This window comes from Paenibacillus sp. SRL342 (assembly GCF_984798905.1).
Genome location: NZ_OZ481790.1, coordinates 6,785,518 through 6,806,033, shown reverse-complemented (window position 1 = coordinate 6,806,033; position 20,516 = coordinate 6,785,518). Strand labels below are relative to the sequence as shown.

17 protein-coding genes are annotated in these 20,516 nt (G+C 49.8%); 13 read left to right on the top strand and 4 right to left on the bottom strand.

All coding sequences use genetic code 11. The features are described from left to right. The first annotated feature begins 130 nt into the window (after positions 1-130). The 8 genes from AC4E8D_RS30165 to AC4E8D_RS30130 all read left to right on the top strand — a co-directional run bounded on the left by AC4E8D_RS30165 (position 131) and on the right by AC4E8D_RS30130 (position 8,188). The gene (locus AC4E8D_RS30165; RefSeq protein ID WP_221819783.1) at positions 131-1,060 is read left to right on the top strand and encodes an Rpn family recombination-promoting nuclease/putative transposase; all 930 of its coding nucleotides are present in this window, start codon (positions 131-133) and stop codon (positions 1,058-1,060) included. A gap of 257 nt (positions 1,061-1,317) precedes the next feature. Then, entirely contained in the window at positions 1,318-1,479 is a 162-nt protein-coding gene (locus AC4E8D_RS30160; protein WP_221819780.1) for a hypothetical protein, read from the top strand. 338 nt (positions 1,480-1,817) lie between these two features. Then, complete coding sequence (locus AC4E8D_RS30155; RefSeq protein WP_221819778.1) at positions 1,818-2,867, top strand: ABC transporter substrate-binding protein; 1,050 nt, start codon at positions 1,818-1,820, stop codon at positions 2,865-2,867. 150 nt (positions 2,868-3,017) lie between these two features. Beyond that, positions 3,018-3,878 carry an ABC transporter permease gene (locus AC4E8D_RS30150; protein ID WP_397376247.1) on the top strand — a complete coding sequence of 287 codons (861 nt, stop codon included), beginning with the start codon at positions 3,018-3,020 and terminating at the stop codon, positions 3,876-3,878. Between the two features lie 2 nt (positions 3,879-3,880). Further along, positions 3,881-4,675, top strand: a complete 795-nt coding sequence (locus AC4E8D_RS30145) for an ABC transporter ATP-binding protein (RefSeq protein WP_490205622.1) — start codon at positions 3,881-3,883, stop codon at positions 4,673-4,675. Positions 4,676-4,868: 193 nt separating this feature from the next. Continuing rightward, positions 4,869-6,047 carry a winged helix-turn-helix domain-containing protein gene (locus AC4E8D_RS30140; RefSeq protein WP_490205621.1) on the top strand — a complete coding sequence of 393 codons (1,179 nt, stop codon included), beginning with the start codon at positions 4,869-4,871 and terminating at the stop codon, positions 6,045-6,047. Positions 6,048-6,116: 69 nt separating this feature from the next. Further along, entirely contained in the window at positions 6,117-7,463 is a 1,347-nt protein-coding gene (locus AC4E8D_RS30135) for an MFS transporter (protein WP_449003706.1), read from the top strand. 476 nt (positions 7,464-7,939) lie between these two features. Continuing rightward, positions 7,940-8,188 carry a hypothetical protein gene (locus AC4E8D_RS30130; RefSeq protein ID WP_221819765.1) on the top strand — a complete coding sequence of 83 codons (249 nt, stop codon included), beginning with the start codon at positions 7,940-7,942 and terminating at the stop codon, positions 8,186-8,188. A gap of 427 nt (positions 8,189-8,615) precedes the next feature. Here AC4E8D_RS30130 and AC4E8D_RS30125 read toward each other — a convergent pair whose 3' ends face one another. Further along, positions 8,616-9,197 carry a hypothetical protein gene (locus tag AC4E8D_RS30125; protein ID WP_221819763.1) on the bottom strand — a complete coding sequence of 194 codons (582 nt, stop codon included), beginning with the start codon at positions 9,195-9,197 and terminating at the stop codon, positions 8,616-8,618. 31 nt (positions 9,198-9,228) lie between these two features. Then, complete coding sequence (locus AC4E8D_RS30120) at positions 9,229-9,771, bottom strand: hypothetical protein (RefSeq protein ID WP_221819760.1); 543 nt, start codon at positions 9,769-9,771, stop codon at positions 9,229-9,231. A 190-nt stretch (positions 9,772-9,961) separates the two neighbouring features. On the opposite strand from AC4E8D_RS30120, the gene AC4E8D_RS30115 reads away from it, so the two are divergent. The 5 genes from AC4E8D_RS30115 to AC4E8D_RS30095 all read left to right on the top strand — a co-directional run bounded on the left by AC4E8D_RS30115 (position 9,962) and on the right by AC4E8D_RS30095 (position 18,075). Beyond that, positions 9,962-10,459 (top strand): DUF6385 domain-containing protein, encoded by a 498-nt coding sequence (locus AC4E8D_RS30115; RefSeq protein ID WP_221819759.1) that lies wholly within the window; start codon positions 9,962-9,964, stop codon positions 10,457-10,459. Between the two features lie 45 nt (positions 10,460-10,504). Beyond that, on the top strand, positions 10,505-11,668 hold the full coding sequence (locus AC4E8D_RS30110) for a DUF6385 domain-containing protein (protein WP_260632658.1): 1,164 nt from the start codon (positions 10,505-10,507) through the stop codon (positions 11,666-11,668). A 79-nt stretch (positions 11,669-11,747) separates the two neighbouring features. Continuing rightward, a complete protein-coding gene (locus tag AC4E8D_RS30105; RefSeq protein ID WP_221819758.1) occupies positions 11,748-14,030 on the top strand; it encodes a glycosyltransferase in 2,283 nt (760 codons plus the stop codon). Beyond that, entirely contained in the window at positions 13,987-15,957 is a 1,971-nt protein-coding gene (locus AC4E8D_RS30100) for a tetratricopeptide repeat-containing glycosyltransferase family 2 protein (protein ID WP_490205620.1), read from the top strand. Before AC4E8D_RS30105 ends, AC4E8D_RS30100 begins: the two co-directional genes overlap by 44 nt. A gap of 111 nt (positions 15,958-16,068) precedes the next feature. Continuing rightward, positions 16,069-18,075 (top strand): glycosyltransferase, encoded by a 2,007-nt coding sequence (locus AC4E8D_RS30095; protein ID WP_490205619.1) that lies wholly within the window; start codon positions 16,069-16,071, stop codon positions 18,073-18,075. Positions 18,076-18,305: 230 nt separating this feature from the next. On the opposite strand, the gene AC4E8D_RS30090 is transcribed toward AC4E8D_RS30095, so the two are convergent. Both AC4E8D_RS30090 and AC4E8D_RS30085 read right to left on the bottom strand, forming a co-directional pair. Further along, positions 18,306-18,977 (bottom strand): class I SAM-dependent methyltransferase, encoded by a 672-nt coding sequence (locus AC4E8D_RS30090; RefSeq protein ID WP_339306079.1) that lies wholly within the window; start codon positions 18,975-18,977, stop codon positions 18,306-18,308. Continuing rightward, a complete protein-coding gene (locus AC4E8D_RS30085; protein ID WP_490205618.1) occupies positions 18,974-20,515 on the bottom strand; it encodes a glycosyltransferase family 4 protein in 1,542 nt (513 codons plus the stop codon). The genes AC4E8D_RS30090 and AC4E8D_RS30085 overlap by 4 nt, the downstream gene beginning before the upstream one ends. Between the last annotated feature and the right edge of the window lies 1 nt (position 20,516).

Below are 20,516 nucleotides of genomic sequence, written 5' to 3'. Positions count from 1 at the left end.
TATAAACGCTATTTACGTATGGCGATGCGTGTTATAATGGAGCTAACATCCAGTGCATGTTCGCATCCTTATATCTGCTGATACTTCAGCAGATATATCCTGTCCATTTTGCGCGTAGGAGTGAATAATAATGACAGAGTTGCTTGATCCCAAGAACGATTATGTGTTCAAACGAATCTTTGGAAGTGAAGAGAATAAGGATGTTCTTTTGGCTTTTCTGAATCATACCTTCAAAAATGCAGGTGAATCTTTACTGACCGAGATTGTGTTAATCAACCCTTATCTGGACAAGGATACACCGAGAGATAAACAGTCCATACTGGACATACGGGCCAAAACAGATCAAGGTGAGCTAATTAATGTTGAAATGCAGTTGTTTAATCAGTATGATTTAGAGAAGAGGACTTTGTTCTATTGGGGTAAACAATATTCCGGACAATTACTTGAAGGACAGAGATATAGTCAACTCAAAAAATGCGTAGCGATCAACATTGTTAATTTCAAAATGCTCGCTAATGATCAGTACCACAACGTATTTCATTTAAGAGAAGACCAAACTGATATTCCGTTAACGGATGTTATAGAGATTCATTTTATGGAAATACCAAAGCTCAATGATGAAAATATTCAAATAAAGGATGGATTGGTACGTTGGCTGTTATTTCTGAAAGGAATGACTAAATCAAGCTGGGAGGCGTTAATGATGCACGAACCCGAACCGGCTTTGAAAAAAGCCATGAGTGTATTGGAGTTTCTGAGCCAGGATGAGCAAGCACGTCAACGATATATCGACCGTCAGAAATTTCTATGGGACGAAGCTTCCATGATTGAGGGCGCACGAGAAGAGGGTCTCAAGAAAGGCATGGAGGAAGGAATTCAAAAAGGAATCGAAGAAGGGATCAAAGAAGGAATCAAAGAAGGGATCAAAGAAGGTGAAGCTGAGAGCAAGCGAAAAATCGCAATGAATATGCTCACTTTAGGTCTTGATCAGGCTACAATTATTAAGGCTACCGGACTAACTTCATCTGAATTAGAGGAACTGCAAAAAGAAAAGGAATAAGCACTCTGGAGCTATCCTTTGATTGATATAAGGCGACCATACCCAAAGTACATTGGGAGGGATGCCTCTTTTTTTTTGAAAATTTTAAATATGAAAAATCTCATGATGAAGCACAATACTTGTCTGGAGCGGAGAAAGCTGCCGTGATTGCCCAGTTATCAATTACCCATGAAGCAGCAACTATGTCACGGTAATCCCAACCCGGGTAACATACTCCTTCGAGAGCATGATACCTTTATTCCAGCATTCGCATCTTTATGGAGGAGTATGAGAAGTTGTCCGGTATTGGCTATGCAGATATCGAACCTTGGATTGCGCCTGTTGTAGCACGAAAATTGATCGCGGATGCCATATCGGAAGCGGAGAAAACAATACTTGTGGACGAGATTAGAAGAAGACTTCATACTCCACTTTCATGAGTAGGACCTTATTTTGTTTTACCCATGGCGACCATCTACAGAACAATGTGGGTGGTTTTTATGTTTTATGTAATGTTTTCTATCACAACCATACGATGAAAGTAAATTGGAAGCGGTTCAACCATTGACGGATATCGGGACGCCCCTTAATATTAGGGGAACAATAAAACACCAACACGGGTCATGGACTTCAGTCGCATGAGAAAAGTCTATATTTGTCTGCTTTTGTCGATCAAAGCAACAATGCGTTGAAGCGTTTGTTTTGTCCCGCCCTATCGTGTCAATGGAATCTCGATAAGGGTAACCACATTTTATAAGATGGAGAGGGGTTCTCACACATGAAAAAGAAATTTTGGATGTCACTGATGATGGTTGCTTCAATGATCGTTGCAGCAGGTTGCGGAAATAACAGCGGTACAGGCTCGGAATCCGAAGGATCAGGGACTACAACAGGTGGAGGCAGCGAGGAAAAATCATACCAGATTGCCATCTCGCAGATTGTTGAACATCCATCCCTGGATGCTACACGTGAAGGTTTCATCGCGGCCCTGAAGGATGCGGGTATTGAAGAGAACAAGAACCTCAAAATCGATTACAATAATGCGCAAGGTGATTCGACGAACAACCTGTCCATTGCACAGAAAATCTCGGGTGATTCCAAAAATGATCTCGTACTCGGCATCGCAACACCATCTGCGCTGGCTCTGGCTCAACAAGTGAAGGACAAGCCATTGTTGTTCGCAGCAGTAACAGACCCACTGGGTGCCAAACTGGTGACCGATATGGACAAGCCGGGCGGTAATGTTACAGGTGCATCGGATACGAATCCGGAGGCTATCGTACAATTGGCTGACTTTATCGCCAAAAATCTGCCGGATGTGAAAACGGTAGGCTTGGTCATTAACGAAGGCGAACCAAATGCGGTGGTTATGGCAGATAACGCTGAAAAAGCGCTGGCAACACATAATATCAAGCTGGTGAAAGCACCAGTTACGAATACATCTGAAGTAAAACAGGCAACGGACTCTCTGGTTGGCAAAGTAGACGCCTTCTACATTACACTTGATAATTCTGTCGTGAGTGCGGTTGATACGATCATCCAAACGGCAAACAGTAATAAAATTCCGTTCTTCTCCAGTGATCGGGATACCGTTGAAAAAGGAGCTTTCGCAACCGTTGGCTTCAAATATTATGACCATGGATATCAGGTGGGTGAGATGGCTGCGGACATTCTGAAAAATGGTACAAAACCTGGTGATATGAAAGTCACCGTTCCGGACAAACTGGATCTGATCCTGAACCTGAAAGCGGCTGAAGCCCAAGGTATCACGGTTACGGATGAGATGAAAGCGGAAGTTAAAGACCAGGAAAACAACATTATTCAATAATCTGACTGGAGTGTAATCCGGCAGTATGGATGCGAGGCGGACGTGCAACGGGTTCGCCTCATTCTTTTCGATAGACAGGGAGGAAGTAGTGTGAGTATAAGCTGGAATTCAATTGAAGGGGCGATCGAGCTGGGGCTTTTATATGCACTGATGGCACTTGGTGTATATATTACGTTCCGCGTACTCGATTTTCCTGACCTTACCGTAGACGGAAGTTTTACAACAGGAGGCGCAATCGCGGCGGTTATGATCTCCAATGACTTCTCTCCTTGGCTCGCCTGTTTGGCGGCAATGGCTGGCGGCATGGTGGCTGGGGCTTGTACAGGTCTGCTTCATACCAAAGGAAAAATCAACGGATTATTATCCGGGATTTTGATGATGATCGCGCTCTACTCCATTAATATGCGTATCCTTGGTGCACCGAATAAATCCATTATGGGTATGGATAATCCATTCTCAGGTGAGCATGTCATGGTGCTAATTATCATCGTTGTGCTGGTGTTTAAAATCATGCTCGATCTGTTCATGAAAACAGATGTTGGACTGGCCCTTCGTGCGACAGGTGATAACAAACGCATGATTCGCAGCTTTGGTGCAAACACGGATGTGACTACGATTGTAGGAGTCAGCTTATCCAATGGGTTGGTTGCCCTGTCTGGTGCATTCATTGCACAGCAATCAGGCTTTGCGGACATTACGATGGGCATTGGCATGATCGTTATCGGACTGGCTTCCGTGATTATCGGTGAAGCTATTCTTGGAGCAAGAACGGTATTCTGGGCTACACTTGCAGCGATCGTTGGTTCAATCATTTATCGGATTGTGGTCGCGCTTGCCCTTCAAGTGGAATGGTTTGATACATCTGATCTGAAGTTGATCACCGCTGTAATTGTCATTATTGCATTGGTATTCCCTACTATGCAGCGCTCCATGAAGCAGCGTAGTCTAGCTCGCAAACGAACGGAAGAGTTGATGCGATCCGGTGGTCAACAGGCGAAGGGAGGTATGTGATCATGCTGGAGATTACGCAAGTAACCAAGCTGTTCAATCCAGGCACAACGGACGAGAAGACCGCGCTGGTTGGTGTGAATCTGACGATGAATCCGGGAGACTTTGTGACGGTGATTGGCAGTAACGGAGCGGGTAAATCCACGCTGATGAACATCATTTCGGGTGTGATGAAGCCGGATATGGGTGATGTGCTGATCAATGACCGCTCCATTAAAAACCTGCCGGAGCATAAACGCAGTAGCTGGATTGGTCGGGTGTTTCAGGACCCAATGGCAGGAACAGCACCACATATGTCCATTGAAGAAAATATGGCGATGGCATATAAACGTGGCAAAGGACGCGGACTGGGCTTCGGAGTTACCCGTGCCAGACGGGAGATTTTCAACACCCAACTGGAGAAGCTGGGAATTGGACTGGAGAAGCGTCCGAATGCAAAAGTGGGTCTCTTGTCTGGCGGGGAGCGGCAGGCACTCAGCCTGTTAATGGCTACGTTTACCCAGCCACAAATTCTGCTATTGGATGAACATACGGCGGCCCTTGACCCTTCACGTGCTGAACTGATCACGGAACTAACGGAGACACTTGTGCGAGAGATGAGATTGACTACTTTGATGGTAACGCACAATATGGAGCAGTCCATTCGTCTGGGTAACCGTCTGATCATGATGGACAAAGGCCGAATTATTCTGGATGTCAGCGAAGAGCGGAAGCGTACGTTGACTGTACCTGAATTGCTTGGTGAATTCGAACGGATTAGCGGCAAAAAAATGGCAGATGATCGTGTCGTGCTGGGGTAAGGCAAGGGAACACTTGTTGGAAGAACAGATATACTTACCGTAATCCACAATCTAAGCCATCTATAAATTAGACCATAAAAACCTTTTGCGTTCTCGCAAAGGGTTTTTATGGTATGTTGAACACGTTGAAGAAAGTGGAATGAATCTATACGATTTCGGATTAGCGAATTATACATAATAGGAGGAACCAGGCATGTCTTTGCAATTGGATGAAGGAACATATACGGTCACGCGGCGTACAGAGTCCATTCGCCTGCTCGCCAAGGAATTTGCACTACTGCATTTTCTGTATGAAAACAAGGAAAAAGCCTTCACTCGCAGCCAATTGCTGGATCGGGTATGGCCGCTTGAATATCCGGTTGAACGCACCGTGGACGATCATATCTATCGCCTGCGCAAGAAACTGAAGCACTGGAACGAGATCAGTCTGGATACGGTAAGGGGATACGGTTATCGGCTTGCTGTGCAAGAGAACAAGTCCGTTCTACCTCCTAGCCCTTCTGTTCAGGACCCAGAAATGCAGGATGCCATTCATAATTTACTTCGTAAATATCACGTGTTTGGGCAGGGAAACGCCATACAGACCCTGGTTCAACAGCAGGAAGCACTCGGCATTCAGATTGCCCCTTATTATCAGTTGTATATCCGTTTTATACAGGGAGATCTGGAATGGTTGATTACAACAAAGGAAATTCCCTTTGAGGAGCGACTATATTGGCTACTGATTTTCGTGCACCCCCTGATCGAGCCAGCGGATAGTATTCAGTTGTATGAACAAGCGCTGAATTCATCGGCATTATCTGTCGATCAGCTTCGCGAACTCCGCATTCTGAACATCATCGAAGTCTATGTAGAGGTGGGCCAATATCAACGTGCCAAAGAGCAACTGGAAGAAACATATCGTGTAATAGAGACAGACGAGTTAGTTAATTTCAAACTGCCTGTAGCACTTGCAGCGTTATATGTGGAACTGTGGGGTGGCAGCGGTGAAGCTGTTGAGGCCCAGATGGCAGTCCTGCGGTCAGGATTGAAGGATGCACCCTATCTGCGAGAGATCGGACGTTTTCAGGTGATGGAGGGGTTATGGTTGCTTCGGCAAGGACGAGTTCGTGAAGCGGAACTTAGAATGGATGATGGCCTAGACGTATTGAAGATGTCGCTGAACGCACCGCTATATCTGAATGCTGCATATCAGATTCTCCTATTCCTGGGTCATCATCGAATTGAAGGCAGACTTCGCAGTAAGTATCGTCAAGTGTATGCAGAGATCGGCAAAAGTTACGGTGTACCCGCATATGGACCACAAATTGTAGATGAAATACGTAACTTTTTATCTCCTACCTCCCCATCCTCTGATCTTCCTCTGATATAACTCCTTTATGATTACAGCCAAGGAACATACAGACCACAATTGGCTGTAATCAAGGGAGGAAGTACATGTATGACCGTCATTTCTAATGAATCCACATCCAATGAGTCCACCGAATTAACCGCCTTATCTGCGGAATCTTCCAAAAGCTTATGGACTAATCTCCGGTTTGTCCGCATGTTTATCGCATACTCGTTGGCTACGTTTGGAGATTGGTTCGATGCACTCGCCATCCAGGTGATGGTGGCCTACCGCTGGGGCGCCGATCCACTGATCATTGCGCTGATTCCTGTATGTATGGCTGTCCCAGGCATACTGCTGGGCTCCTTTGCAGGCGCCCTGGCTGATCGACTGCACAAAGTAAAGATCATGATCTTGTGTGATGTGATCACCGTGGGATTAACCGTTGCTATTTTATTCGCACCAAGCCCGATATGGTTGCTTCCACTGCTTGTCCTGCGGGCCATGATGGGAGTTTTTCACGTTCCAGCTCAGCAGGCGTTAACCCGCCAGGTGGTGGCAGAGGAGCATCTGTTTCAGGCATCGTCTCTTAACGGCTTTGTGAGCCAGTGTTCGAAAGTGGCGGGACCACTTCTGGGTGCAGTCATTTTGGCCTTCTTTTCACCACAAATCTGTATTGTCATTAATGCCTGTACCCGCCTGTTGTCAGGCGCAGTATTATGGCCCTTGCGGCGTTTGGTGGAGAAGTCGGAGTCCGTTGAATCAGACGGAAGTGCTGCTAGTGAAAAGGATGGAACTGAATCCTTGTTCTCCCAGTGGAAGCAAGGTTGGCTTTTTATTCAGAGCAGTCGCACCGTGCTGAGCACGATTCTGTTCGGCTGTTTTGGACTCATGGCCATTCTCATGATTGATTATCAGTTTACGACCCTGTTTCGGGAGATCAAGCCGGGTAATGAATCACTGCTCGGCTGGTTGGGGTCTTCGGCAGGAGCCGGGGCAGTTGTTATCATTTTGTTGTTAAATCGCTTGCCGAGAATTGGGTATGGGTGGGGGCTGGGTGGAGGATATCTGTTCGTGGGTGCCGGAATTGCTGCGCTGGGGTGGATCGGCCCACAAACACCCGAAATTTGGGTCATTATCTGGGGCCTCTGCATCGGGCTGGGTAATGGACTCTTTATGGTAACACTGAATTATTTGCTGCAAAAAGAGACCCCTCCTGCTTATGTAGGGCGCGTCTTCGGCATTCAAAATTCACTGTCCAGTGTTGTACTGGTTGTAGCTCCACTTGCAGGTGGAGCGCTCATTCGAGTTGCTGGGCCGAGCCCCACCTTTCAATATATCGGTCTCGCTACGCTGGTAATTGGTCTTACCGGCATACTACTACAGCACATCTTGTGGGAAGGGAAGCAGCCTCTGGTGTCTGATGCAAAAAAGACTATTCCGCAGGAATTGGACTGACAGCTTTGATCCGATTCCTAACATCATTGTATCCACAGTCAGACAACTAGCCATATTGAAACTTGGGACTCTCTTAATAGCTAGCTGTTCCTACCATAAAAGAGTGAGGAGATAATCATGGTTTTACCAAAGCCGAGGGAAGCCAACTTACATGTAAATAAGATACGACAAGCATGGGGCATCGTGGAGCAACTCATACTCTAACACTGATTCAATTGCTCAACCAATACCTCCAAAAAAATACTCATGGATGCAATATACTCCCAACATGAGTAATTCTTTTGGTACAATGTATGAAGAACTATGGAACTTCGATGGTAAGACCAATGTGAAAATAACTGATGAGACATATTTTCTAGACGTTTATATCGCGAAAAAAGGAAATGCAGGATTGCCTGATGGGCTCTATGTAATAATGGAAACTGATACAGTTCCGAATTAAAACCAATCTATTGATACCAAGGAGGAATGATTATATGAATAAACGGGCAGCTGGTATTACCCTCCTTGTCATCTCTGCCATATTGTTTATTTCGAGAAATAGTACACATTTTATTGTTGCGGCAATTATGGGCCGCAAAGATAATGTTTTAGGTGAGGGTATGTTTGAGTACGCTTTGTCAGTTACTAGATCCTTTTCTTTTGTCCCAGAAATAATTGCACTATGTCTAGGAATTATTTATCTAGTATGGGCTGAAATGGACAAAAAGAAAGAAGTGCATTGAATAATAAATCATCGTTTTACTCATTCTTAGAGAGCATCCATACGGGTGCTCTTTTTGATCTTAAATGAATCGATTTTATGTCCGTGAGAATATAACACACTGCAAGCATGAATTTTTACGTGTCGCCGCCACATTAGGTGGCCATTACATTCTCGTAACTACTTAGAAGGTATAAGTGTAGATAACTTATTAAAACCGGAGTGGGAGCAATTCATTATGCTCTGTGCTGAACAATCGGTAGAGGTAACGGATTATGATAGAGTGCTTTTTTGATGGTTCGATCTTCGAAGTACAAATCCATATGCTTTTAGGGAAATAAGAAAGATAGACACTAAAGAGATTAAAACATGGCGAGAACTGGCATATGCCGGTTCTTTTTAATGTGTGTCGGCCGTTTGCTATCCTAGAATGTTATATATTGAACGAATCATACTTCCCACCAAGCAAAATAAGCAGTGGAGGCCATCAGTCCTCCAACCGAAAGTGATCCGCTGACAGAGAGATTAATGGCTTGACCCGGAGGAACCACGTAACGGCCATATTCATTGGACAGAAACGGCCCTGCTTGAAGGGGCATAGCCATCAATGGGGTCGCTCCTGAAGGTGTAGCAGCAGAGAACCGTACCGTGGCTACGCTGGTATTGCTGCTGGAAAGATTGCTGTTTACTGATGTTAGTGTGGTGGGCGATGTCAGTGTTCCATTCGCGCTCAGACTCATGGAACCACTGAAGGAAGATAATAGATTGAGTGATACCGTGATTCCGCCGGAGAGCCGTGATACGTATAGGGTTTTCCCACTCCCTGCGGGATTGGCCAATTGTACGGTGGCGATCACCGTTCCTCCCAGCAACCCCAGTGTTGTGGAATTGGTGGAACCTGCATTGTACAGATTGCCTGTATTGCCGGCATCGTTCTCCGGTGGGGCAACAATGCCGGGAGAGGTATATGTGTTGGTATTCGACGTATAGACGGGCTGGCTTAACGGGTTAAATACATTATTGTTTGGCACTGGTTACACCACCTTCTACATATAATCACACTCAGAATTCCCACCAGAACAGGTTAATGGCTGCAGTCTGATTCCCCGTACCTACGCTTATGGATAATGTTTGTCCTGGTGGAACAATAATTGAGCCGTTCAGATTGAGTAAATACATACCTGCTGTCAGCGGGATACTGGTTAGGCTCGTGAAGGCACCACCCAATGTACCTGTATTCTGCCTTGTGGAAACTACACTGGTGTTCGTGTTTCCAAGTAGTGTATTGACGGGTACAGGTGTACTCCCACCAGTCACCGTTCCACCAGAGTAGATGACCAGGGTAGCTGCTGCTGTAGTTCCCCCGGTGAGGCCGGAGATTCGCAAAGTTCTTCCGCTACCTGCTGCATTCACGACTTGTAGTAGAAGGTTCTGGTTGGAAGGAATCGAGGAATTGTTGGTCGTTAGGGCAAAAAAGCTGCCTGCAGCAGCTGCACCGCTGTCTGGTGAAGCTTCAATTCCAGGTGCCGAGAAGGTATTGGTCAGTTGAGTAAACAGAGGACCATTGGATTGGTTGAATACATTATAGTTGGTTATCTCATCCACCTCCCATAAACCAGTTCATTTTGAGAAATAATCCGTTTGAATCGCATTTCATTGTACTTGCAGTGTATGTGTAATGAAGAAGAAGGGATTGGGGACTGAACCGTATATCTGGAAATAACGGCGGTTGCCGTGCCCGTATTTCCAATCCGGGCATACGATGCGTAAGCACATTTTTTAAGGGGAAATCGAGATGAGTCGAACAGCGAAGCGAAGCAAGAAGAGAAAGAAGCAACCAACTAAATATGTCAGTCGCCGCCGCTCCCGTCTTTCCTGCCGCGCTAAATTGCTGAAACCTCCTTGTTCCCGGATCACTCGTCCCCGGTTCAAGCAGGGTGCTTCCTCACGTACGAAACTCCCTGGTGCTTTTCAATGTTTTACAGAGCATACGTATGTCGGAGCCGAAACCAGTAACAGCATGGATTCACTCCCGGCACAAGACACCTCATCACTCAGCATGTATACCTATGGCGTTGTGAATCGGGGGAAACATCCGGCTCTTGTACAGATCCAGATCAGCCCCAATGCCGTGGATTATGCTGTGGACAGCCAGGAGGTGGTCGCGGGAGGACAGACCAAAGCGCTGGTACCCTTGCGTTTTTTGCATTATACCCGGCTTGCCATTCGATCCGTTGAACCGAATCAGCCGACCCGGCTCGATGTTTACTTTCAGGCACAGCGTATGCCGTAAGGGAGTATGATCTCACAGATTTGACCAGGGAGGAGGACGAGACACATGCCTAACTTTACAACGTTTAATACGAATCCGGATAATCTGAGAACGTTGATTTTTGGTCAGGATAGTACAGGCACAGCCCAGCCTGTCAGAACGGATACGAGCGGGAACGTGGTTGGTATTATTTTGGACGGAACCATCAGTAACATCTCAGGTCTGACCACGGTTACAATTAACGCCGGAACCATTACCAACATTCTGAACGGAACGATTACGAGTGTACTTGGAGCGACGATCACGGCAGGTACGATCAACAGTGTGCTTGGAGCTACAGTGACCGCAGGTACGTTGACGAACTTGTTGAATGGTACGATTACCAGTGTATTGGGAGCAACGATCACAGCCGGAACCATTACAAGTGTACTCGGGGCAACCGTAACAGCAGGAACACTCACGAACTTGCTTGATGGTACACTTACCAGCGTGCTCGGAGCCACGGTGACTGCAGGGACACTGACGAACTTGCTGAATGGTACGATCACCAGTGTATTGGGAGCGACGATCACAGCCGGAACCATCACCAGTGTGCTTGGGGCCACAGTGACCGCAGGGACACTGACGAACTTATTAAACGGAACCATCACCAGTGTGCTCGGAGCAACAGTAACAGCGGGAACTTTAACGAACTTGCTGAATGGTACGATTACGAGTGTGCTTGGAGCAACAATCACTGCAGGTACGCTGACCAATCTGCTGAACGGAACGATTACAAGCGTACTTGGAGCAACGATTACAGCAGGAACACTGACGAACTTGTTAAACGGAACGATCACCAGCGTGCTCGGCGCTACGATTACGGCAGGGACACTCAGCAGTGTGACGTCCATTTCACAGAAGAGTTTTCAGGAGTCGCAGCTCATTAGCACCCCGACGGCTAACACCTTTACACCGCTTCCAGCAGTGACCACTAGTGTATTTGGTACGTATTCTTTCTTTGTATACAATAGGGGACCGGGTGTAAACCGGGTAGATGCTCGCGTTGAGATCAGTGCGAACGGTTCGAACTGGTACACGGATGTGACGACGGTGACGGGCATTTTGTCCGGGTCAGTGGATGTATTGGTTCCGCAGCGTTTTCTCAAATATACACGTCTATCCTACCGCTCCAGCCTAGTTGGTGCACCAAGTACGATTGATGTGTTCTTCAATGGACAAGGCACATAACCCATTCGTTTGTCATATAGGTACATGGAGTTCCTTTGGTGGACTTCATGTGCTTTTTTTGTATTGGAGGTGGTTACATTTGCAGAACCGTTTACTTGGAATCCATATGATTGTGCAAAATGGAGAACATCACCTGCCCCGCTGTCTCGACAGCTTGAAGCATATCGGCACGGAATGCTATATCACCGATACAGGCTCGTCCGACCGTACAGCCGAGATCGCCAGATCATACGGAGCAACGGTGCTGCACGCCCGTTGGGAGGATGACTTTGCACATGCGCGGAATATCAGTTTACCTCTGGCGAGCACCGAATGGGTCCTGTGTCTAGATGCCGATGAGTATGTTACGCAGGGGTTGGAAGAACTACTGAATTATTTGCCTAAAGTCCATAAAAGCATTACAAGATTGCGTATAACTATAGAGAACCGATACGGAGAAGGGGTAGAAGAGAGCGTTATCTCTCAGCCAGTGAGACTGTTCCGTGCTCATCAGGGATATCGATACAAGGGGCGTATTCATGAGCAATTGGTTCGTAATGGCCCATGCGAGCCTGTCCGGTATGAGGCTGGCGATATGGATAAGAGCGAGAACTGTATAGATGAAGAACATTTGTTGGTTGAGAATGAACCGCTTGCTCCACTATGTCTCATTCATGATGGGTATCTGGCTTCCGCGATTGCTCAGGAGCATAAGCCAAGACGTAATTTGAAGCTGATTAAGCGTGAATTACAGGATGATCCGAAACAGCCCTTTCAACTGTATAATCTGGGCGTGACCTATTGCCAGCTTGGTCAGAATGAACAGGCAATTGAAGCGTTCAGTGAATCATTACGCCTGACAGAGTTGCACGCGCCATATCGTCCTACATTGGTTAGAGATTATGGGAAAGTCCTTGTGGGATTGGAACGATATGAAGAGGCGCATTCACTTCTGGCTGTGGAAAGGCATCGTTACCCATCTTATGCTGATCTGCACCTGTTGTATGGGGAGACGTTGGAGCAGCAAGGTTTGGAGGAACGTGCATACCAATCCTATGCGCGAGCGACCGATTGCCGGGTGGCGCTGGATAGTGATGGACAGAGGAATAGCGGTAGCACGTTAGACGCGTCATATGTAACGGAAGCGGGTTCTGACCGTTACAGAGCGTATACCGCCATGGCCAGACTTGCACAGAAACGGGGCTTCCTGAATGAGTCCGCACATCTGTACGGGCTGGCTCTGGATAGTATGTCTGTGTATGCTCCGGCATGGATGGGGTTGGCAGATGTGCTGCAACAGTCCGGAGAAACGGATGAGAACATAGCAGAAACATTGCTCGCCAGATGCAGAGAGATCGGAGAGTCAGGGCATGGTGACTTGGTTCGTGGTGAATTGTCCCATCCATACGCCGTGACGAATGAGGATCATCTGGTGCATGTGATTCATGTTCTCGCAGGCTGCGGGGCATATGGGCAGTCATTGAATATGCTGGATTCCATTACGCGTAGTGCTCGTATCCATGTAGCAGATCGAATACATTGGTTGTTATGTGCGAACAGGGTTTCGGATGCCTTGCAACTGGTGGAAGAACACTGGGAAGCTGAGGGTATGAATGGGGTTAGCATACAGGCAGAACACAGAATGAATTGGGCACTGGCTTGTTGGGCCAATGGATTACGATTAACCGAGACATTCTTCGCAACTGCGTATCCAGAGGAAAAGGATGTATGGAAGGTCATTGACCGTTTGCTGCATCAGTTGCCCAAAGAGCCACGCTACATGGAACCTGAGTCAGGAGAACAGAAGCTTCTACAATGGGGTCGGCAGGCACAGCTGGTGGCAGAGAAAATTGTGCAGCAGGCCATAAAGACAGGGCAGCTTACGCTTGCTGAGCAACTGCATGAGCTGCGGGCAATCATGATGAGTGAGCATCGGGGAACATCCGTAACGGTACGGCGGGAGTTGGCAAGCCTGCTATATTGTCACGGGTACACCATGGTAGCCGCGAACATCCTGATTCAGTGCATGACCGAGAGTGAGCTGGATGCCGAAGGGTTATTCTGGCTGGGTGAAACGCTGTATACCAAAGGCCACAATGATCAAGCGCTCTCTCTGTTTGAGCAGGCTCTGGAACAGGAACCTGCTATGTGGCAGGCTCGAGTTGGAGCAGCGGTATGTTACATGCAATTGGCAATGGAGGCGATTAAGCAGGAATTGGTTCGTTCTCTGTCTTCAGGGGAACTCGCTGCACAATATACCGCATTGGAACAAAGACTGCAAACGACCGGAGGCATCCCGTGGCGTACGCTTTTCCATGCAAAGGAAAGGAGGAATCAGCTTGCGAGCGGAACGAATTTCCCTATGCATGATCGTGAAGGATGAGGAAGAGTTGCTGCCTCATTGCCTTGCCAGTGTCCAGGGAGCGGTGGACGAAATTATTGTGGTGGACACCGGTTCATCGGATCGCAGCGCGGAGATTGCGCAGCAATATGGCGCGTTGGTTGTGCGATTTGAGTGGTGCGAAGATTTTGCCGCAGCACGGAATGTTGGCCTGGAGCGCGCTTCCGGCGACTGGATTCTCTTTCTTGATGCGGACGAGGCGCTCGATAGGGCTGCGCGGGAGCAGATCAGGAGCTGGACGTTGGTCAGCGGATGTGACGGATTGTTTTTAAACATTCATAACTATACAGGTACGGGTCAGCAGGGGGGCACCGTGAATCCGGTTTTGCGTCTCTTCCGTAATGCCCCGGAGCATCGGTTCGAAGGTCGAATTCATGAGCAGATTGCGGCGGCGATTTGCCGTAGGAATTCAGAGGCTGCTTTTCATGTGACAGACATGATTATCCATCATTATGGGTATCAGACGGCGATTGTGGAGCGCAAAGATAAGGTGAACCGCAATGTTCGCCTGCTGCAACAGGCAGTGGAGGAAGAACCAGATCAGCCGTTCCATCACTATAATCTGGGTGTCGAGTATCTGCGTGTAGGGGAAGCGGAGCGGGCCTTGGAGACGTTTGGTGTGGCCCGGATGGGGATTGATCCTGCCGTGACCAGTTATGCGCATTTATTGTTCAAATATGAAGTTCGTTGTCTCCAGCATCTGAATCGCTGGCAGGAGGCATTGGATCGCATCGATGCTGCGCTTGAACTCTTTCCAGAGTACACGGATCTGATGCACCATCGCGGGGTGTGTGCAGAAGCATTGGGCGATGCAGATCGGGCAGAATATTCGCTGCGTGAAGCTGTCCGCATGGGGCCACCTCCGCCCATATACCATACGGAAGAAGGCATCGGCACCTATCAGACGTGGTACACACTAGGGCGATTACTGGAAGGAAGGTCAGATCTGGAGGGTGCGGTGGATGCTTACATCGAGGCGGTGCGTGCCAAATCGAGTCTCTTACCGCCGCTCTATCGGATATTCCGGATTATGCGAGTCTCCGGGCAGGAACATCAGATTCCAGAGCTGGTGAGGGAGCGCTTTGCACTCAGTTCGGAAGAGGCTACACACAAAGTATTGGGCATTCTGGAGCACTCTCGTTGTTATGATGCGGCTTTGCAATTGTTATCGGATATATCCTCACAACCTTCCGCAGAGATGAGGGAGCGTTTGTCTGTGGCGGAGGCCATGCTTCAAATTCAACAGGGAAGATGGAACAAGGCGCGTCTAAAACTGGAACCTGTACAGCGGAAAAAAGGGCTGCTCGCGATCTCGTCTGCCCGATGGCTCGAACGTTTGGAGTGGATAGAAGGGAAGAAAGTCAATGGAGATGATCCATTAACCTTGTGGTTGAAGCTTAGTTCGCAGGTGGGTGAAGGAACGAATGAGGAATCTGCTGTGCAGACAGGGAGAACGGTTGGTCTGAGAGCGACAAAGAAGAAGGACATGGACTCCAGCATAGACGGAACGGTTGCAGGAACAGAGTATGATGGCTGGCAGGCGCTTGGACTGATGATGGAAGGATGTGTACAGTCAGGGAGATGGAAAGAGCTGCATAGCCTGATTCAGATGTGTCGACAGCAATTGGCTGGAGCAGGGTTATCGGTGGAACAGAGCGTTCGAGTGGGAGAGAAGGAGAAAGAGATGGAAGGGAAAAAGGAAAACGGGAAGGTGAGTGACATTGAGTCGTTTCCTGGGGCTTCGGATACCCTGACGGGAACAAGCTGGCTGGTGAAAGGATTGGTCAGTGCTGCGGATCATCATCTGGAGGTGTTCGCCCAACATACGACTGGAAATCGACACCGCTGTTGGCCTGTTGTTCAGCATATTCGGCTTGAACTGCCAGGTGCGGATGGGTTCGAGAGTTGAACGGTATCAAGCAGGTGCGGGGGTTAAGGTGAAAGCAGATGGGTATTGGATGGGGCTGAACTCCGTTGGTGAGGGGTGGTGATGAATATGGGCATAGGGATTAGTTTGTGTATGATCGTGAAGGATGAAGCCGGTTCACTCCAGCGGTGCTTGAATGCAGTCAGGGATGTTGTGGATGAGATCATCGTTGTAGACACAGGCTCGGTAGATGATACAACTGAAATTGCGTGTCTCCATGGTGCCGTTGTAATTCGTACGGAATGGAACGGAGATTTCAGTGAAGCCCGTAATCTGTCGCTGACCGCTGCTACGAAACCGTGGATTCTGGTGCTTGATGCAGATGAAGTATGGGCACAGACTCCGCAGATGAAGGCAGAACTCGTGCAGTTGTTAGCGACAAGCAGGGACGACGTATGGGGATACTGGATACAGGTCACAAGTCTGCTGGGGGTGTCCGGTGAAGAGCGTGTGACGGATGCGGTATGTCGTTTGTTCCGAAATGATCCCCGAATTGCCTTTCAGGGCAGAATTCATGAAGAGATTGCTTCTTCCATCATGGCACTGGCTCCGCAAGGTGTGCTTCATTCTGGACTTGAAGTCATTCATTATGGATATCTGGAGCGGGTGATTACCGCCAAAAATAAAGGTGCACGGAACATGCAGTTGATTCGTTTCGCGTTGAATCAGGAGGGAGATCAACCGGAGTTGTTGTATGCTCTGGCTGCCGAATGGTTTCAGCTAGCGAAGTATGATGAAGCACTCCGGTTGTTGCAGCCGTTATTGGCACAGCTTACGCCGGAGTGTGGATATCACTCGGATCTGGTGCTGAAATCGGCTTACGCCTGGCGAGAGATTGGCAGCCCAGAACGGGCGCTTGCTGTCGTGGAAGCATGGGCGCACGTGTATGAGGATTTTCCGGATTTGTTGGAGCTTGGTGCTGTACTTGAACTGGATCAAGGGCGAGAGGACGTAGCCTTGGATTGGTTAAAACAGGCTAAATCAGCTGCTTCCACAGCCAGCAGGTATACATCAGTCTCTGGTGCTGGAACCTACCGCAGCCTGACGCTGGAAGGCATGGCATATGAGCGGGCTGGCCGCTGGGCAGAGGCAGAAGCCGCGTACATAGCGGCGCTGGGCATGCAACCCGGCAGCATGGCTGCATGGCAGCGGCTGTTGTTGTTGGCCGCAGCCACAGGGCGGCCGCATGCCATCGCCAGCGTCGCAGCCCGGGTAAGCTTGCCGTCTGCGGCATGGCAAGCGTTGATCCCGGCCGCGCTTGCCGCACATCGGCCGGAGTGGCTGCTGCGCCATGCGGCGGCGCTTGCTGGCCCGCTGCGGGCACAGCCGCTGGCCGCAGGGCTTGCGCTGGCCCAGCTGGGCGAGGACGCCGCGGCTCGGGCGGCTTTGCAGCCCTGGGCGGCGCATGCGCAGCACGGGCCAGAGGCGGCCCTGGCGCTGTGGGCGCTGGGCCACAAGCAGCCCGGCGGGCGCAACGCCCGAGCGGCGGCTCGCCAGCAGGCAGCGCTGAACGCCGCGGCCCATGCCGCCGAGGCGCTGCTGCAGCGTGGGGCCACGGCTGGCAACCGCAGCAGCAGCGGCAGCCCGCCCCGCGGCGCAACGCCCGGCGGTCCGGCCACGCCTGCGCCAGGCGACGTGCTCGCCGCTGCGCAAGCGCTCGCCGGCGTAGGCGCCTGGGCCGCATGGCTGCGCCTGCTGCAAGCCCTGCCGCCCCGCGGCGCGCTGGCGTTGCTTGCAGCGCTTCCGCCTGCGGCACGCTGCGGGTTGCTGCGCGCACCCGCGAGCGTCCGCGAAGGGCTGCTTGCGCTATGCGGCACGCCTGACGGCACGCAGCAGCCCCACGCGGACGAAGTGCCCGCCTCGGAGCGCACCGCTCACGCGCTCCTCGCGGGCACGCTCGCGCTGCTCGCCGGGCGGCAGAACCTGGCGCGTGAATGGGCCGAATCGGCCCAACTTACTGCGCGGCAACCTGCCGCCACAGGTCGCCCGGCGACGACAATCCCGCCGGGCCTGCACACCCTGCTGCGCCTGACAGCACCCGGCGCAGCCTCTGCTGATGAATACACCAACCAGTGCAACATGTTACTGGTACACCTTTAATCTTTAATCTTTATATCTTTAATCACTAATTATTAATTTCTAGTCTCTAGTCCCCAACCTCCATCCCCATATATTCCCGCACTAGCCCATCCGATTGAAATTGTAAAAGTAACGGAGCTACCGGTAATCGGAGGATTGCCCGAACCGTGTATTGTTCCGTTGCTAATGGGTCGAGCCCTCGAGCCCTCAATTTTCCAATCTGCACTTAACTCAACGTAAGCCAATTCGTCTCAGCCTTTGCATATCACCGCTCGAAAACAGCGGATCGGCGTGCCGTACATGTCAGACCAGATGGCATCGTCCGGCTCATCCACATTCAGTTTATCTTCAATGGTTAATCCGGTGACAGCCATGATCGTCTCCAGCAGATCCGGCCGCATCTCGGGCACATCGAAGGTAGCGATTAACTGTCCGTTTGGTTTCAGCACCCGAGCGAATTCACGAAACGCCCGCAGCATCGTGCCCGTATCCAGATGTTCCAGTACAGAGATACAGAACACCCGATCAAACTTACCTGACTCGTACGGAAGCTGGGCCAGATTAGCCTTTGCACGGTGCAATCGGATGAGAGTTGATTCCGGCAGATCCTGGGCCGCTTGCTCACCAAAATCAGAAACGATATCCAGTCTTATCGCCTCTTCAGACAAAATACGTTCATCCCAGTCACAAGCGTGAACCTCGCGGCAGTGTTCGGCAAGCCAGAATTTGAACGGATGGGAGATGCCGCAGGCTGCATCAAGGACCACATCGTCCGGACGTGCAAACCGCCGGGCCCATTCATATTCGTAGGGACGGCTCCACCATGCCGGATGCAGCGGGAAGACCAATGTGTCCGTTTTAGGATCACTTTGCCGAATGTATCTTGATTCCATGAATTCCGTTGCCTTGGGCATATCCCTCATCCCCGAATTCCCTCCTTCAATCCTGTCTCTGCCAAAAAAGATTCCAACACCGTGCTCCACCGGCTCCGCCACCTGGCGAGATCATAGGACAGTGCAGTCTCGCGCGCATAGATTCCCAGTCGTTCTCGCTCGGCCCGATCCTGTACAAGGCGTACCAGTGCAGCGGTTAGTTCCTGCTCACCAGGAGGTACCAGCAGCCCATTAAAACCATCCTGAATCAGATCATTCAATCCGCCAACATTGGAGGCAATTACCGGAAGTCCACAGCTCATCGCTTCCAGACAGGCATAGGAGGTGCCTTCCGAGAACACGGTGGGAATTACGGCGATATCTGCCTGATGGTAGGCCGCTCGAATATCACGGAAATCATACGTGCGCTGGTTAATTCGCTCCGCATGTGGATGAGTACGATGCCAGTAACGGAAGACTCTCCCGACCGTACTGCCTTCGACCAGTTCCCCGGCAAATTCAATCTCCAGATCCGGAAAGGCTCCAAGAAGTTTATCTGCTGCCAGCATCATTGGGATAATACCCCGTTCCATGCTGATGCGGCGCGGATAGATAATGCGAATCGGGCGGGGAGAGGTCACACGGGCATCCACAGTTTTCCTTTCAACCTGTCCCTGAATCGGACCATTAACCTGATACTCAGCATCTGCTTCTACCAGAATCTCCGTAGCCCAATCCGTTGAATTCCGGTGGTTATGAGCAAACCTATACGTTTCGCCATCTGCCTCAGCTTCGTCCCGTTTCGATAACTGTAAATGGAAATCTACCGTTTCTTTCCCCTCTGGTTCTTGATCGCTATCTGTATCCCTACCTCCGTCTCCGTTAGCCTTACCATTGTTCGCTCCATCACGACCCATTCCACCCTTACCTTCTACAGCTTGCACCCCTGATATAACTGCACCAACATTCTCTTCATGACTCGCCAGATCATGCTTCCATGCGACAAGCCATTCGTCTTCCTGTTTCTGCTCCAAGGTCCGTGTTGGTGGGGCTGGTGTGAAATAGGACGTATCCACTGCGTTGGGAATCAGGACAACCTGCCTTGGATCAGTATAGGTGCACGCAGCCCGGCAAAAGGTCTGGAAATGAGAATCCACGGATACAATGCGCACGAGTCCATCCAGAGCCAGTTGAATATGTTCCGCGACTTGTTGTTTGGTCTCCAGTGGCAGTCCGGGACGATCCCAGTTAATGCCGTGACAGATGCCAAGACTGCCTGGTTTGTAGGTGATGGGTTGCCACAGACAGCTGGCATAGATCACGGGACCGCGCGCTGCGGCTGCCATCCGGTCAAAGGCTTCCGGTACATTATCCATGTCGTACGAATAACCAAATACGTCAATCTGCTCCGTCCGAGTCTGGAATGCTTCAAAATAGGACAGCTGATGAACTTCGGGAATATGCCCGAGTCCTCGGATGACACTGCACAGATCCAGAATGTAGCGTTCCAGTCCACCACCAAATACACGACCGAATTCCCGGTTGTACCCGTCGGTGAAACTATGTGTCAGAATACTCACCACGCCCATC